Here is a 14,802-nt window from a genome sequence, read left to right on the forward strand (position 1 = left end):
TTTTCATGAAAACCCAAACAGATAAATCAAAAGGAATTTTCTAGGTTAAATCACTACATTTTGACGCATTTAATTTTTCTCACGCAAGGTCTAGTTTCGCTTTAAGGGAGCATTCATGAAGCAACGTAACACCAACTATAGACTGCGGTTTTTGGCAAGCACACCCGGTATTCCTAATGCATGGAAACCTACATTAGGTGTCATCGTGTTTGCGCTTGTTTCAGTTGGTATTTCACCTTTGGTTCAAGCGCAATCCTTAGAACAAGCTGTAGCAATGACACTTTCACAAAACCCAACAATCAGAGAAGCCTATAACGAGTTAAAAAGTCGCGAAGCTGATATAGATGCATCACGAGGCGGATACCTTCCATCTGTTGATCTCGATGCAGGCATCGGCTACGCCCAATATGACAGCGACAATAACGATGGAACCTATCGCCCCAGAGACGTTCGCATCAGTCTACGGCAGTTAATCTGGGATGGCTCTATTACTTACAACGACATCAAACGCACCCAAGCAGAAGCAGAAGCGCAACGTTTCCAACTGCTAGCTGACGCGCAGGATACAGCACTAGCTGTTACGGATGCCTATATTGAGGTTCTTCGCACTCAGGCTATTCGTGACCTTTCGCAGAAAAATCTCGACACTCATGAACGAATTGTCGGAGACATCCAAAAGCGCACGGATTCAGGTATCAGCTCTACAGCAGATCTTTCACAAGCAGAAGGTCGTCTAGCACAAGCTCAAACCAACTTGCTCTCAGCAATGAGTAATGTCGATGACGCAGTGATTGAATTCGAGCGTATTGTCGGTGCTTCCCCGCTTGATTTGGTCGCACCAGAAGTGGATGCGAAGTATATCCCCCCAACGCTCTCAGAAGCACTCACCACGGCGAAAGAGAACAACCCGGTGATGAAAGTAGCAGCCAACGATGTTGAAGCAGCACACCGTCAATACAAGCAGGCGAAAGGAGACTTCTTGCCAACTTTCAGTATTGAAGCATCACAGGAATGGGGGGAAGAGTTGGACGGCCAACCGGGCGAGACCGACGAATTCCAAGCCATGCTGCGCATGCGCTACAACCTGTTTAATGGCGGTACGGATGCGGCAGAAGCGCGCAGCGCTGCATACCAAATAAATAAAGCAAAGAACATTCGACACAACGCGCATCGTCTTTTGATAGAAAGTACACGTTTGGCTTGGACAGCAAAAGAGTTGGCAGAAAAACAAACCCAGTTCCTGCAACAACACGTTGATTCTGCGTCTAAAACGCTCGAAGCATATGAGAAACAGTATTTAATTGGTCGTCGTACCCTGCTCGATCTCCTCAACACGGAAAACGAGTTGTTCGATGCGCGTCGCTCATACATTGATTCTCACTACACCGGTATCTACTCAAAATACCGTGTATTGAACGCCACTGGCCTGCTGCTTGACGAACTACGCGTAGATACGCCAAAAGAGTGGAAGACCTCTATCTACGGCAAAAACAATGGAAACCAACAAGGAGACACAGAATGATGAACGCTTTTCAGCGATACGCTGTCCTGTCTCGTCAAGTTCTCAGCAGTATATTTCTGATCATCGCAGCGCTGGTGTTGACAGGATGTTCCATCAGCGCGCCGCAAGCCCCCGTCGCTAGCCAACAAGCTGATTTACTGGATAATGACAGCGATGGAGTCATCAACGCCCGGGATAACTGCGAAGGCACCCCTGCTGGCGCCGTCATTAACAATGATGGTTGCTCAGAAGAGTTTGAAATCAGTGCCCGTGATGACCTCCATATCCTGTTTGCCAATGACTCTTCAAGGATCCCGGCAAGCTTCATTGGCGAAGTCAATGACCTTGCCAGCTTTATGAAGTCTTTCTCCTCCATCGTGGTGGAACTGAAAGGGTATGCTAGCATTATTGGCGAGCCGGATTACAACCTCACGCTATCAGAACGCCGTTCCAAGGCTGTCAAAAGTGCACTCATTGAACAAGGAATCATACCAGACCGTGTCCGCATTGTTGGCTACGGCGAGGCTGAACCTGTTGAAGCGCAGACCCAGGAACAATCCGACATTCTGAGCCGACGTGTAACGGCAAGCGTGAAAGTTTCTGAAACGGACATTGTTAAGAAATGGACGATTTACACAACCTCACCTGAAGATGAGTAGTCCTCGAAAGATATACAACGCAAAAGGGCCAATTTGGCCCTTTTTCATTTGTCGTTGTTATCGTTCGTAAGTGGTTGGAGATTCAATGAAGGGTAATAGGGTCAATGGTTCCCTGATTGGTTGGCAATGCCAGCAGCAGCCAAAAATCTAAGTCAGTTTCAGTACATTTATCCGGTGTTACGCGAATCACGCCTTTACACCGTTTACCACTCGGTTGCTCCAGAAATGCCCCAGGACGTCGTAAAGCTTCTTTAATGCATTCATCTCCAACGACAAACTGCAGGCCGTCATCATCGACGATGCTGAATAAGCGCCCGTGCTGATAAAAGTACACACGCTCGTTCTCGACTTCTTCCCGAATTCCTGACACACCTAGCAGTGCTTGGCGAACAAAACCTGATAGCTCTAGCCCAGTCACACTCATTGTTCTTATCCATAAATTTATTACAACGACATTCGCCACCACTATAGTTATATGAAACGCTCTTTTGAGCCCAAAACATCAATATTCGTAAGAAAATCGTCAAAAAGTCTGACAGACTTATAATCAACTTCGTAAAGCACAACTCATCATTATTAAGTTTTTAGGGAAAAAGCATCAGTTTCTGGTACCAAACATAGTTAAACCATAAAGAATACTGTCAATCGTATAGCAATAGAAAAATGTGTAGTTTTCATCAGTTTGATCTCGCACACAATTCAATCCCAATGCTTATTAACTTTGTTTATGCTGCACTACGCTTTAACAGTGAGACACACATCTCATCTATATACTCGTCTGCACTCCGTTGACGTTTGACTGCGTACCAATAAATAAGGAGGTGACCCCCGCCGACAAGATGACAACCTTTCTGTTCGCAATGTTAATAACTAAGGAGAGACGGTATGAAAGGGCTTATATGGTTTAGACACGATTTACGACTGGCAGACAACCCATCACTCGTCGCCCTCTCCCGGCGCTGCAGCGAAGCCCTCATGGTCTACGTGATTGACCCTGAGTGGTTTAGACCTGCTCACTTTCAATCCCGTCACTTGGGACGATTCAGGGAAGAGTTCCTTTACCAATCTCTGCGTGCGCTGGAGAGCGAACTAAAAAAACGAAAACAACGACTGGTGGTGAAAGTCGGGAATCCCCTTCATGTCATCCCAGATCTGTGTAAAAAGCATGGCATAAACCTCTTGGCAGTCACAGATCATCCCGGTGTGTATGAGCGTCAGCAAGTTGCCTATTTATCTCGAACACTTAGCTGTGAAGTCAGCGTCGGCGAAAGCTTTTCTCTCTTCCTCCGTAGCCAACTTACATTCGATAAAACCTCTTATCCGCCGACGTTCAGCCAGTTTAAGAAACACGTCGAAAATAAGAATATTCTACCGTGTATTCCTATCAGTGCCCCGGATTCCTTACCAAAGCATATTGATGAACGACGCGACATCTGGGGTGGGCAGGAATTTGTCTACGACCTGACGCCTTATCAAGGTGGCGAAGACTCAGGTATGGTCCAGCTCAATCACTTCTTTTGGAAAACTCAAGGACTCAAAAACTACAAAGAAACCCGAAATGGTTTAGATGGATGGCAGTTTTCTTCACGATTATCCGCCTGGCTGGCAAACGGTTCAATTTCACCTCGTATTGTCGCTGCGGAACTGGATAACTACGAATATCGTCACGGGCGTTCAGACTCCACTGAATCCATGTATTCAGAACTCCTGTGGCGTGAATACTTCCAATGGATGATGCATTACCATGGCGCCAGCATGTTTGCCTTTGAAGGTATTAAGAATAAACGTCCACTCACCACCTATTACTGCCAAAACTACAAAGCCTGGGAACAAGGCACCACAGATTATCCCATTGTGAATGCCTGTATGCGACAATTGAACCAAACCGGCTATATGTCGAATCGGGGTCGTCAGATCGTCGCTTCCTGTTTAGTCAATGAACTTGGTGTGGATTGGCGCTTTGGTGCGGCTTACTTCGAGCAGCAGTTGATCGACTTTGATGTCGCTACCAACTATGGAAACTGGCAATACCTGGCAGGTGTCGGCGCCGATCCGCGGGGTCAACGCCATTTCAATCTAGAAAAGCAAACCGAGATTTACGATCCTGATGGTACATTCGTCAAGAAATGGGCGAATTCGAAATCGTCAGAAAGTTTACTGAAGTTTTGAACATCAACAAGTGTGAAAGGCGACCTTAGGTCGCCTTTTTCTTACCCTAAAAACCACCAAGTAAAAGGAGAAAATCAAATCAGTCAACGCTTTCTGAATGTGGCCAGTCGCATTGATTACTCCATTTACATGATGAAAATGATGGCTGAAATTACCTTACTCTAAAATTTCAATAATTCTGTCAGCTACTCTTTTCGCAAAGATCAACGCAGTGTGCGTTACCGGAAAAATTTCATGGCTAGCCATGCCTTCAATCTTGGTTTCATCAATCAGCACCGTACCATCCGATTCCTTACTTCTTAACAGCACAGCGGCTGGGCCAATACGCATGTCACCTGCAATGCTGTATAAGGTCGAACCTTCAGGCCATGTGGGCTCATAATCAGGCAGCAAGAATCGACTGGACTCCTGAAACATAAAATCGCTGATCCCAATCCCCTTAAAAAACGCCGCCACTTTGGAGCCTTTATGTGGCGTACCCAGCGTAATCACGGTTTTCACATGCTTGGACATCTCACTCTCGTTCTCCAGATAAACACGAGTGATCACGCCACCCATAGAGTGCCCCACAATGACGGCCTCCTCACCATCAATGAATGCATCCATCTCACCAAACAAGGCTTTAAGATTTGGCATAACAGTGCTGTAAGAGATATTCAGAACCGCATGTCCTGCATTTGTTAAGCGCTTTTCCAAAGGGATCATGGCTACACCATGCATGTAAAGTCCATGTAATAGAATGATTTTCATTGTTTTTGTAACTCCACTACTCTGCTCGGTTTTTCGCAACCATCATAATCTATTTATGATTGCCGAAAATGAGACGTCCGCAGCACGCTCTCACTAAGTACTTTTTATTGGGCTTAATACCCAAGAAGAACGTAATTAGTTACTCGGAGAACGTCATAATGAAATCATCAAAATTGACCCTTCTCAGCATGCTGTTTGTTGCTGCGCCTTTTGTTGGACATGCTACCGAAACCGCCGGACAACAAGCTGAACAAGTTGCACAAGAACGTGTAGAAGAAATGAAAGCCGAAGCTGATTCTGCCGAGGCAGAGGCAAAAATCTTGATTGAGGAAGCTCAAAAGGATGTTGATGCAATGGCAGAAGACGCCAAGAAAGATGCATCAGAAGCAGTAAGCGAATAGTTTGCTTTTCTTAAATATAGAAAGGCGGTCACTAGACCGCCCTTCTATTGCAATTCTACTTAGAAGATGAGGTGAGCAACACCCGCGATAACTGGCAGCGTCACCAGAGTACGCAGAATAAAAATCATCACCAGTTCCCAAACCTTCACAGGTATTTTACTGCCCAGCAGCAGTGCACCCACTTCAGACATGTAAATCAACTGGGTTACTGACAGTGTTGCCACAACGAAGCGTGTCATTTCGTTATCAATATTCGCCGCAAGAACGGCCGGAATGAACATATCCGCGATACCAATCAGCATGGTTTCTGAGGCTGCAACAGCTTCAGGAATCTGCAGCATTTCCAGCAGAGGAACAAAAGGCATACCCAAAATAGTGAATACTGGCGTGTATTCCGCGATGATTAACGCAGATGTACCAATTGCCATTACCACTGGCAGTACACCGAATACCATGTCTGCTGCGTTTTGGAAGCCCTCTTTCAGAACATCACCCAGCGAACGAATATGAGAGGCGCGATTCACTGCACTTTTCACACCAAAAGAGAACAAGTTTTCACCTTCTGGCAGAGTCTCATGCTCGAACGTTTTTTCCTCGCCATTGACCAAGGTGTTCTTTTTCCAGCAAAGTGGAGGAAGACGTGGAACAACCACAGCGGCCACAAAACCCGCCAGGCACACTGTCAGATAGAAAGGTACAAACATATGCTCAAGACCAACTTGAGCGATCACCACCAAGCTGAAACTGATAGAAACAACTGAAAACGTCGTGCCAACAATTGCCGCTTCACGTTCGGTGTAGTAGCCCTGCTCATACTGCTTGCTCGACATCAGGATTGCCACACTGCCATCGCCCAACCATGAACTTGCACAATCAACCGCTGAACGACCTGGTAGACCGAACAGGGGACGCATGATTTTGGTCATGAAGGTACCAATCAGCTCAAGTAAACCAAAGTTAGTCAGCAGAGGTAGGAATAGACCCGCGAAAACGAACACCGAAAGCAACGTCGGCAGAAGATCAGCCAGCACGAAGCCACCCGTTGCGCTGCCAATTACATGATCGGGACCAAAACCGAAGAAAGTCATTACAACAAATGCCGCACCCAACAAACGTACTGTCAGCCAAACTGGCGTCGCTAAAAAGAGGCCTGACAGGAATTTTGATTCAGTAATAAAACGAGGTTTTGTCGCCAGGGCCAATACGGAGCCAATTGCACTGATCAGAATAATACTGGTGACAATAATTGTTGCTCCTTGACCCAGCAAGCCAAGGAGTGACTTTGCCAGAACTGCGATAGGAATCGTAAACCCACCATCAATCATTACTGGTGTCATAAACAACAAGACACCCAGCAAAGATGGGATCAGGAACATCAACAGATTCCGTGTTGATGAAGACGACGTTTTTAGTTCTTCTGTTTTTTGCATGGCGAAACTTCCTGAGCAATGCGTAGAGCGAAATATCTATTCACTAAAAGTGACTAATTGAGCGCAAGATTAATGCAACCTGTTTTGCATGTAAATAATAAATAGTCATTTATATTGAATAAATTACTCCACAAGGTTTAATCGACCATTAAATAGTCATTTAATGTATATTTTTAACGAATAAATTGTTAATAATCTGTAAAAATCACTAAATTTAAACACAAAAAACCGACCATTTAAAGGTCGGTTTTATTACCTTTTTGAATATTCATATAGATGAATATCTATCCAATCTTGCGGTCAATTTTTGCATATTCGGATTCAACCCATGCACTGAAGCTGTCAATCAAGGCGACAACGGCACGTTTTTTCACAGGCTTACGTTCAATAAGATAAAAAAGACGCTCAATTTCCAGTGACTTATCTGGGTAGTAAGCAAGAAAAGCCTCAGATGCTGGCTTTAAATCGAACTCCCATTTTTGTACTTTGTGCGCCACCAACCCAAAACTTGCTCTTATCAGGCGTTCTGCTACTTCATGACTAGCATCAAGTTGGGCTCCCCACTTAGTTGCAATGGCAATTTTGTGGCGAAGATCTTTCAATCTCCGCGCCAAGTCATCATTCATCGCCTTCGACACCTCCCAACTGACTTCGAAGTGTCCGAAGCTTTTACTGAGGTTATCCCCGGCGATACAAACTGCACAGTGTTTAAGAAAAAAGCCCCAACGGAATATGTTAGCCAAGTTGGTGATCTCTTTCAGCGGAACCACATCTATAAGAACGCGCTTAACCGCATCACTGGATTGCTCTATACGCCAGCGGACAGTGTTTAACGCTGCATACTCCTGCACGTTTAAAGAACGTGTGCTAACCAGCAGTAGTGTGAGATCCTCTGTCTCCCCCGCTTCCCTTCTTGCGACATTACCAGATAGGTAAAGGCTATGAAAAAGCTCAGCACTCATGGCAGATTGGATCTGTCGCGTTGCAGCAGCAATTGGCTCAACATAAACGGGTTGAAACGGTTTTTCGTTATCCAACTCAGGTAACAGGCCACCTCGCGGCTTGTTCTGGTACAAAGAGAAATCCTCATTCGGCGCGATGCTAACAATTCCTTTATTCTATACCCAAAGAGGTTCAAGGTGCTGGTTTCAATATAAAATCGGGTGACTTATCGCTGCCTTTGTAAACAATTGGTACTTGTGGTGATTGGGAAAACTTCAACACCGTGATGTAATAGGTAAAATTAAAAAATCCTGAGAGATAACTATGGAAACTCAATTACTTTCAATCGATGAAATGTTAGAAACAGCCTTTGAGATCTTTTACGAGATGGCTGAAGACAATCTCGACTATGACGACTTGCTCGCCTATCAGGAACGTTTTGACGATGAAGGAGCAGCGGTCGCTGTCAAAGCAGAAAGCGATTGGGAAAGCCACGTTGCGTTTGAAGTAGACCGTGAAGTGTTTGTGGAAGTCCGCATCGGCCTGACATCAGGCGATACTTTAGATGACGTGCTGGTACGAATGCTAATCAGCCGCGACCCCGAACAGAAGTTCTGTCATATGCTTTGGAAGCGAGCAGCTGAATAATTGGAAAAATGGGGGCCAGCAAAAAAGTCCGCTGGCCCATTGGCAAGTTAAAACTGGAAGTCTTTCGACGCGTCGTGGTTTCGCGGCAATTTATGCGCAATACCTTTGTGACAGTCGATACAGGTTTGTCCCGCCTCTTCTGCCTTATCATGTACGCTCGCGGCAACGGATTTCTGAGCACTGAAATCCATAAACTCGAAGTTATGGCAGTTCCTACATTCTTGAGAGTCGTTTGCTTTCATTCGGTTCCACTCTCGCGTTGCCATTTCCAGTCTGTGATCTTCAAATTTTTGAGGTGTATCAACAATACCAAACGCTTTTGCATAGAGTTCTTTGCTCGCTTGGATCTTACGTATCATTTTTGGCCCCCACTCTTTCGGCACGTGGCAGTCAGGACACGTCGCCCTTACACCGCTTCGGTTACTGTAGTGAATGGTTCCCACATACTCCTGATACACATTGTCTTGCATCTCGTGACAGCCGATACAGAACTCTTCACGGTTGGTCATTTCCATCCCGGTGTTAAAACCGCCCCAGAAAATGATCCCCGCAACAAAGCCCAGTGTCAGCACCGTGCCGATAGCCAAGCCGCTCGGCGTTCTGAACCAAGTCCAGAATTTGGTGATGAATCCCGGTAGTTTCATCATCACCTCCTATTGGCCAAACTTACCGGCGGGAACAAACTCGTTCTCAACCAGCGCTTCAGCCTGCACTTGTGGAACGTGGCACTGAAGACAGAAATAACGGCGTGGCGACACTTCCGTCAGCACCTTGTTGTCACGATCCATAAAGTGGGTTGGACTAACACGCGGCGCACCCGTTTTACGGTAAACATCCACGTCATGGCACTGCAGGCACGCGTTGTTGGATTGATTGACCTGATAACCGTCGACCGAATGAGGAACCATTGGCGGTTGGTTAACATAGTTCAGCGCGAAGCGTTCCTGGTTCTTGGGTACCGCTTTTATTTTTGGCACTTCATTGTTCGCAGCGATCTCCTGATCGCCACGTAGGGAAGTGACTTCAGCGATGGCGACAGAACTGAGCAGTGCCGCAACAATCAGGGAAATGGAGATTTTCTTTTTCATTGTCGGATCCTTTCGAATCAAATTCTTTCAGTGTGCTGCGGGACACTCCCGCAGCACAGCCTGGATAAGTCGTTACGCCTTTACAATCTTCACTGCCGCTTTCTTGAAGTCGGTTTCTTTAGAAAGCGGGTCAGTCGCATCAAGCGTTAGCTTGTTAACGAGCTGTCCGGCATCAAAGAACGGCATGAATACCAGCCCTTCAGGCACACGGTTACGTCCGCGCGTTTCAACATGCGTTGCCACCTCGCCACGGCGGGAAATCACTTTCACTGCATCGCCACGACGTAGGCCACGACGTTTTGCATCCAACGGGTGCATGTAAACCACAGCATCCGGATAGGCTTTGTAAAGCTCTGGGACGCGGCGGGTCATGGTGCCTGTGTGCCAATGCTCAAGTACTCGGCCAGTAGACAGCCACAGATCGTATTCTTCATCCGGCTCTTCTGCGGCAGGCTCGAAAGGCAATGCGAAAATCACCGCTTTTTTGTTCGGCTTGCCATAGAACGAAAAGCCTTCGCCCGCATTCACGTAAGGGTCATGCCCTTCTGCGTAACGCCACAGAGTTTCTTTGCCATCCACCACAGGCCAACGAAGGCCGCGGGCTTGGTGGTAAACCTCAAACGGTGCGAGGTCATGCGCTTTTCCACGGCCAAACGCCGCATACTCTTCAAACAGACCTTTTTGGATGTAGAAACCAGCGTCTCGCGCGTCATCGTTCAGGCGGTCAACCGGGATTTCATCCAGCTTGTATTCGTTCACCTGACCGTTAGCAAACAGGATGTCGAACAGAGTCTTGTCTTTGTACTCCGGCATTTTCGCGACCAGATCAGCAGGCCACACTTCGCCAACTTTGATGCGCTTGGAGAGTTCAACAATCTGCCATAGGTCAGATTTTGCCTGGCCTGGTGCTTTGATTTGCTGGTACCAAAACTGGGTACGACGCTCTGCGTTACCGTAGGCACCTTCTTTTTCCACCCACATTGCCGTAGGAAGAATAAGGTCAGACGCCATCGCCGTTACGGTTGGGTATGGGTCGGATGTGATGATGAAGTTGCGAGGATCGCGATAGCCCGGCAAGCGTTCTTCGTTAATGTTTGGGCCTGCCTGCATGTTGTTGTTACACATTACCCAGTACACATTCAGCTTGCCGTCTTTGAGCATGCGATCTTGCAGAACCGCGTGGTAGCCCGGTTTTGGTGGAATGGTACCTTCCGGCAGTTTCCATATTTTCTCTGCCATGGCGCGGTGCTTAGGATTCGCCACCACCATGTCTGCAGGCAGACGGTGAGCAAAGGTCCCCACTTCACGCGCGGTACCACAGGCAGAAGGCTGGCCAGTAAGTGAGAACGGACCACAACCTGGCTTTGAGATTTTTCCTGTCAGAAGATGGATGTTGTAGCAAAGGTTGTTTGCCCATACACCGCGGGTGTGCTGGTTGAAACCCATCGTCCAGTAAGAAACCACTTTGGTTTCCGGGTTGGCATAGAGTTCAGCCAGTGCGATCAGTTGATCTTCAGGCACACCTGAAAGCTCAGAAACCGACTTCACGTCGTAATCAGCAACAAATTTAGCGAAGGTGTCAAAGTCGATTGCTTCCGACGCACCACTGCCTGCATTCGCAGCGGATTTCTCCAGTGGGTGTGTTGGGCGCAAGCCATAACCGATATCGGTCGCGCCTTGGCGGAAGTTCACGTGTTTTTCAACGAAGGATTTGTCGACTTTATCGTTTTGAATAATGTAGTTGGCGATAAAGTTCAGAATGGCCAGATCAGTCTGCGGCGTGAAGATAATGCCGTTGTCTGCCAGCTCAAAACTGCGGTGTTCATAGGTGGAAAGCACGGCGACTTTAACATGATCTGCGGACAAGCGACGATCTGCCAGACGCGTCCATAGGATTGGGTGCATCTCCGCCATGTTTGAGCCCCACAGCACGAACGCATCGGCTTGCTCGATGTCGTCATAGCAACCCATTGGCTCATCCATACCAAAGGTACGCATAAAGCCCACTACCGCGGATGCCATGCAGTGACGCGCATTCGGGTCAATGTTGTTTGACAGGAAACCCGCTTTCATCAGCTTCGCTGCGGCATAGCCTTCCCAAACCGTCCACTGACCTGAGCCAAACATACCTACTGTGGTTGGGCCGTTTTGCTGAATAGCGGTTTTGAACTTGTCTGCCATTAAATCCAGTGCTTCATCCCAACTAACCGGGGTGAATTCACCGTCTTTGTCGTAAACGCCGTCTTTCTTACGCAGCAAAGGCTGGGTCAGACGGTCGCTTCCGTACATGATTTTTGGCAGGAAATAGCCCTTCACGCAGCTCAAACCTCGGTTAACCGGGGCTTCCGGGTCACCTTGAGACGCAACAATACGCCCATTCTGAGTGCCTACCAATACGCCACAGCCAGTGCCGCAAAATCGGCAAGGCGCTTTATCCCATTTTACCTGCTCATCAGATCCCGCAGCTTGCGCGATTGAAACGGGCAAGGTTACGCCTGCTGCGCTTGCAGCCGCAGCAGCGGCGTTTGCTTTCAAAAATTTACGTCGTGTTAGGTTCATTGTCCCACTCCTTCCAATGCATTCTCAGGCTCTTCTTCCTCGACCTGATGAAAAACCAGTGTCGCTGCCAGTACGCCAGGCAACGCTTTAATCTGTTCAAATTTGTCCAGTAAACCGCCACGGCTTTCGCCTTCAATCACCACGACCAGCTTTCCAACTTCACTGGAAGCTGGCACTTCCGCGCCGGGGATCTTTTCAATCTCTGAGGTAACGCTTTCTATTTGATCAGCCGCAGCGTGAACCACCAGACTGCTTACGTGATATTCATTCATTGCCAGTGTTCTCCATGGCGATGGCGTTGACAGGACAAGGCGAGATGCATGCACCACAGCCAGAGCAGTCCTGTAGGTTAAATTGAGGTTGGGCGACTTGCCCTTGTGTCAGTTGGAATCGAATGGCGCGCGTATCACACACATCACTGCAGCTGCGACATTCCACGCCTTTGTAGGTAAGACAGGTATCCTTGATGGTGATGACCTGCTCCCACGGTTTCTCATTTTCTGAGCGGAATAGTTTCTCCGGGCAGTGGTCAGCGCAGGCATAGCAGAAGATGCATTCGCCTTTTGAGAAATCGATAGAAGGGAAACCGCCGTCGCCATTCACGATCACTTGCTCTTCGCACGCGCGAATGCAATCACCACAACGGGTACATTGATCAGTGAAATTGTCGCGGTCAGCAATCCATGGCAAAGGCTGAACCTTCGCTTTAGCGGTGCTTCTAAGAAAGAATCGGCGACGAGTATCGACCATCTTGGACCTTAATCCTTAAAGCTCATATTTCATGAGCTACTTCTTAATTAAGGCCACGTTATGAAGAAATGAGAGGTGTATATATACCTCTTAGGGGGTATATAGGGGGTGGTATTGCGCTAGATCAATTTATCGAATTGATATAGTTCACATTATGAAATCAAAACCGTACGCTTGAATCTTAAAATGAATGCTCAAAAGAAAGATATAGCTGTAAAACAATCCGTTACCACTATCGTCGCCCGTTCTCTTATTGGCATACTCTTCCTCGCGGTGATTATCACGGGTTTTGCAATCTTTACCTTTGCTTCCAGCCTGAATGACGCTGCGGCCATCAATACCTCTGGTTCATTGCGAATGCAAAGCTACCGAATTGCTTACGACATCGTATTGGACTCCCCTCGCCTGCCTGAGCATATCGAAAGCTTCGAAGCGTCACTGCTTTCTCCGGAACTCGTTATTCTGGATAACTTCGCCGTGCCCATGGAAATCCGAGAACGTTATAACTCGCTCATTTCTCGCTGGGTTCTACTCCGCCCAGAGCTGGAGAGCCAAGATAGAGGCTTCTACGTTGAGCAAGTCGGTTTATTTGTGAATGATATCGACCGTTTTGTATATGCCCTTCAGCAGCACTCAGAAAACAAACTGCAAGTGCTCGCCATGGTCGGAAGTGTTGGTCTTGGGTTGATTCTGGCGTTGGTGCTGTTTCTGATTCACTACACTCAACGTCATATCGTGAATCCTCTCAACATGTTGGTGAAAGCCAGCCAGATGATTCAAAACCGCGAGTTTGATGCCGAATTACCGCCTGTTAAGAACAATGAATTGGGTGTGCTTTCCAACAGCTTCGCCTTGATGGCTAACGAACTAAAAGGCCTGTATAGCAACCAAGAGCAGAAAATTGAGAGCAAAACCCAAAAGATCACCAAAGCCAACCAGTCACTCAATGTGCTATATGATTGTTCAACCCAACTTTCTTCCACCTTCCTTACGCGGGAGAGCTTCGAGAAAATCTTAGCCATCACTTTGAAAGCTGACGGCGTAGAAGCGCTGGCATTGCAAGCTCACAACGAAAACCAGACAGACTGGGAACTCTCAGCCGGAACGCCTACCGGGCTTGAATGGCATGCTCTGCCACTAGAGCTGGATGGAGACAAACTGGGAACGCTCAGATGGCAAGGTGATAAGACACTTGTTGACCATGCCCTGCTTGCCAATTTGGCCTCGATTCTCGCCCGTGGCGTTTACTACAATCACGCCCAGAAACAGGCGATGCATTTGGCCGTGATGGAAGAGCGCGCCACTTTGGCTCGGGAGCTACACGACTCCATTGCTCAATCCCTGTCTTACTTAAAAATTCAAACCAGTTTACTGAAACGTCACCTTAAAGCGGTTGATGCACCAGACTGCAAAGAGATTGCAGACGACATTAGTGAGCAACTGCGTATTGCTTACGACCAACTGCGTGAGCTTCTGAACGCCTTCCGACTCTCTTTAACACATGCGGATTTTGGCCTTGCCCTGCGGGAAATGATTGATGCCTTACAGGGGCAAACCGATGCAAAACTGACGGTGAAAGCGGATATGGATACGCTGTCGATGGATGCGCAACGCCAGATGCATATACTTCAAATCATCCGTGAGGCGTGCTCAAACGCCATCAAGCATGCCAATGCACAGCACATACAGGTGCGTTGCTTCCAACACAATCATCAAGCATGTGTCGAAATCATAGATGATGGCGTTGGGTTTTCATTGCGGGAAGAAAAGCCTGATCATTACGGGCTGAATATCATGCAGGAACGTTCGGAGATGCTGGGTGGCGAACTAAAAATTACCACGGCACCTTCCCAGGGGTGTCAGGTCACACTCACCTTTGACCTTAACTAACACGGAGTGACTTTC

General features: G+C 47.5%; 15 protein-coding genes. 6 read left to right on the forward strand and 9 right to left on the reverse strand.

The features are described 5' to 3' along the window. The first annotated feature begins 115 nt into the window (after positions 1-115). Entirely contained in the window at positions 116-1,522 is a 1,407-nt protein-coding gene (locus GMA8713_RS11155; RefSeq protein WP_084387710.1) for a TolC family outer membrane protein, read from the forward strand. Next, a complete protein-coding gene (locus GMA8713_RS11160; RefSeq protein ID WP_062709370.1) occupies positions 1,519-2,160 on the forward strand; it encodes an OmpA family protein in 642 nt (213 codons plus the stop codon). The genes GMA8713_RS11155 and GMA8713_RS11160 overlap by 4 nt, the downstream gene beginning before the upstream one ends. Before the next feature lie 82 nt (positions 2,161-2,242). Here GMA8713_RS11160 and GMA8713_RS11165 read toward each other — a convergent pair whose 3' ends face one another. After that, positions 2,243-2,584 (reverse strand): hypothetical protein, encoded by a 342-nt coding sequence (locus tag GMA8713_RS11165; RefSeq protein ID WP_157515571.1) that lies wholly within the window; start codon positions 2,582-2,584, stop codon positions 2,243-2,245. 461 nt (positions 2,585-3,045) lie between these two features. On the opposite strand from GMA8713_RS11165, the gene GMA8713_RS11170 reads away from it, so the two are divergent. Continuing rightward, positions 3,046-4,329, forward strand: a complete 1,284-nt coding sequence (locus GMA8713_RS11170; protein WP_062709372.1) for a DASH family cryptochrome — start codon at positions 3,046-3,048, stop codon at positions 4,327-4,329. A gap of 156 nt (positions 4,330-4,485) precedes the next feature. Here the strand turns inward: GMA8713_RS11170 and GMA8713_RS11175 are convergent, their stop codons facing one another. Further along, positions 4,486-5,079 (reverse strand): PGAP1-like alpha/beta domain-containing protein, encoded by a 594-nt coding sequence (locus GMA8713_RS11175; RefSeq protein WP_062709374.1) that lies wholly within the window; start codon positions 5,077-5,079, stop codon positions 4,486-4,488. A 158-nt stretch (positions 5,080-5,237) separates the two neighbouring features. Here GMA8713_RS11175 and GMA8713_RS11180 point away from each other — a divergent pair, with 158 nt between their 5' ends. Beyond that, positions 5,238-5,480, forward strand: coding sequence for a hypothetical protein (locus GMA8713_RS11180; protein ID WP_084387711.1), 243 nt, complete (start codon positions 5,238-5,240; stop codon positions 5,478-5,480). A 59-nt stretch (positions 5,481-5,539) separates the two neighbouring features. Here the strand turns inward: GMA8713_RS11180 and GMA8713_RS11185 are convergent, their stop codons facing one another. Together GMA8713_RS11185 and GMA8713_RS11190 are read right to left on the reverse strand one after the other, a co-directional pair. Further along, positions 5,540-6,856, reverse strand: a complete 1,317-nt coding sequence (locus GMA8713_RS11185) for a YjiH family protein (protein ID WP_062709456.1) — start codon at positions 6,854-6,856, stop codon at positions 5,540-5,542. A 338-nt stretch (positions 6,857-7,194) separates the two neighbouring features. Then, entirely contained in the window at positions 7,195-7,986 is a 792-nt protein-coding gene (locus tag GMA8713_RS11190) for a hypothetical protein (RefSeq protein WP_062709376.1), read from the reverse strand. A 190-nt stretch (positions 7,987-8,176) separates the two neighbouring features. On the opposite strand from GMA8713_RS11190, the gene GMA8713_RS11195 reads away from it, so the two are divergent. Continuing rightward, entirely contained in the window at positions 8,177-8,500 is a 324-nt protein-coding gene (locus tag GMA8713_RS11195; RefSeq protein WP_062709378.1) for an HI1450 family dsDNA-mimic protein, read from the forward strand. A gap of 47 nt (positions 8,501-8,547) precedes the next feature. Here the strand turns inward: GMA8713_RS11195 and napC are convergent, their stop codons facing one another. The 5 genes from napC to napF all read right to left on the reverse strand — a co-directional run bounded on the left by napC (position 8,548) and on the right by napF (position 12,897). After that, positions 8,548-9,144: a cytochrome c-type protein NapC gene (gene napC / locus GMA8713_RS11200; protein ID WP_062709381.1), complete on the reverse strand. Its 597-nt coding sequence runs from the start codon at positions 9,142-9,144 to the stop codon at positions 8,548-8,550. A 9-nt stretch (positions 9,145-9,153) separates the two neighbouring features. Further along, positions 9,154-9,588, reverse strand: a complete 435-nt coding sequence (locus GMA8713_RS11205; protein ID WP_062709383.1) for a nitrate reductase cytochrome c-type subunit — start codon at positions 9,586-9,588, stop codon at positions 9,154-9,156. A gap of 72 nt (positions 9,589-9,660) precedes the next feature. Beyond that, complete coding sequence (napA, locus tag GMA8713_RS11210) at positions 9,661-12,147, reverse strand: nitrate reductase catalytic subunit NapA (protein WP_062709385.1); 2,487 nt, start codon at positions 12,145-12,147, stop codon at positions 9,661-9,663. Beyond that, a complete protein-coding gene (locus GMA8713_RS11215; RefSeq protein WP_002540248.1) occupies positions 12,144-12,419 on the reverse strand; it encodes a chaperone NapD in 276 nt (91 codons plus the stop codon). Before GMA8713_RS11215 ends, napA begins: the two co-directional genes overlap by 4 nt. Beyond that, entirely contained in the window at positions 12,412-12,897 is a 486-nt protein-coding gene (gene napF, locus GMA8713_RS11220; protein ID WP_062709389.1) for a ferredoxin-type protein NapF, read from the reverse strand. The genes GMA8713_RS11215 and napF overlap by 8 nt, the downstream gene beginning before the upstream one ends. A 186-nt stretch (positions 12,898-13,083) precedes the next feature. On the opposite strand from napF, the gene narQ reads away from it, so the two are divergent. Next, positions 13,084-14,787 (forward strand): nitrate/nitrite two-component system sensor histidine kinase NarQ, encoded by a 1,704-nt coding sequence (gene narQ, locus GMA8713_RS11225; RefSeq protein ID WP_062709392.1) that lies wholly within the window; start codon positions 13,084-13,086, stop codon positions 14,785-14,787. Positions 14,788-14,802: the final 15 nt, after the last annotated feature.

Origin of the sequence: Grimontia marina (assembly GCF_900060185.1) — a bacterium.
In the GTDB taxonomy this organism is placed as follows: Bacteria; Pseudomonadota; Gammaproteobacteria; order Enterobacterales; family Vibrionaceae; genus Enterovibrio; species Enterovibrio marinus.

Coding starts and splice junctions, on each gene's coding strand:
- napC (WP_062709381.1), bottom strand. CDS start 9,144: ATGAAACTACCGGGATTCATCACCAAATTCTGGACTTGGTTCAGAACG.
- GMA8713_RS11165 (WP_157515571.1), bottom strand. CDS start 2,584: ATGAGTGTGACTGGGCTAGAGCTATCAGGTTTTGTTCGCCAAGCACTG.
- GMA8713_RS11155 (WP_084387710.1), top strand. CDS start 116: ATGAAGCAACGTAACACCAACTATAGACTGCGGTTTTTGGCAAGCACA.
- GMA8713_RS11185 (WP_062709456.1), bottom strand. CDS start 6,856: ATGTTCCTGATCCCATCTTTGCTGGGTGTCTTGTTGTTTATGACACCA.
- GMA8713_RS11160 (WP_062709370.1), top strand. CDS start 1,519: ATGATGAACGCTTTTCAGCGATACGCTGTCCTGTCTCGTCAAGTTCTC.
- GMA8713_RS11195 (WP_062709378.1), top strand. CDS start 8,177: ATGGAAACTCAATTACTTTCAATCGATGAAATGTTAGAAACAGCCTTT.
- GMA8713_RS11170 (WP_062709372.1), top strand. CDS start 3,046: ATGAAAGGGCTTATATGGTTTAGACACGATTTACGACTGGCAGACAAC.
- GMA8713_RS11215 (WP_002540248.1), bottom strand. CDS start 12,419: ATGAATGAATATCACGTAAGCAGTCTGGTGGTTCACGCTGCGGCTGAT.
- napA (WP_062709385.1), bottom strand. CDS start 12,147: ATGAACCTAACACGACGTAAATTTTTGAAAGCAAACGCCGCTGCTGCG.
- GMA8713_RS11175 (WP_062709374.1), bottom strand. CDS start 5,079: ATGAAAATCATTCTATTACATGGACTTTACATGCATGGTGTAGCCATG.
- narQ (WP_062709392.1), top strand. CDS start 13,084: ATGAATGCTCAAAAGAAAGATATAGCTGTAAAACAATCCGTTACCACT.
- GMA8713_RS11205 (WP_062709383.1), bottom strand. CDS start 9,588: ATGAAAAAGAAAATCTCCATTTCCCTGATTGTTGCGGCACTGCTCAGT.
- GMA8713_RS11180 (WP_084387711.1), top strand. CDS start 5,238: ATGAAATCATCAAAATTGACCCTTCTCAGCATGCTGTTTGTTGCTGCG.
- napF (WP_062709389.1), bottom strand. CDS start 12,897: ATGGTCGATACTCGTCGCCGATTCTTTCTTAGAAGCACCGCTAAAGCG.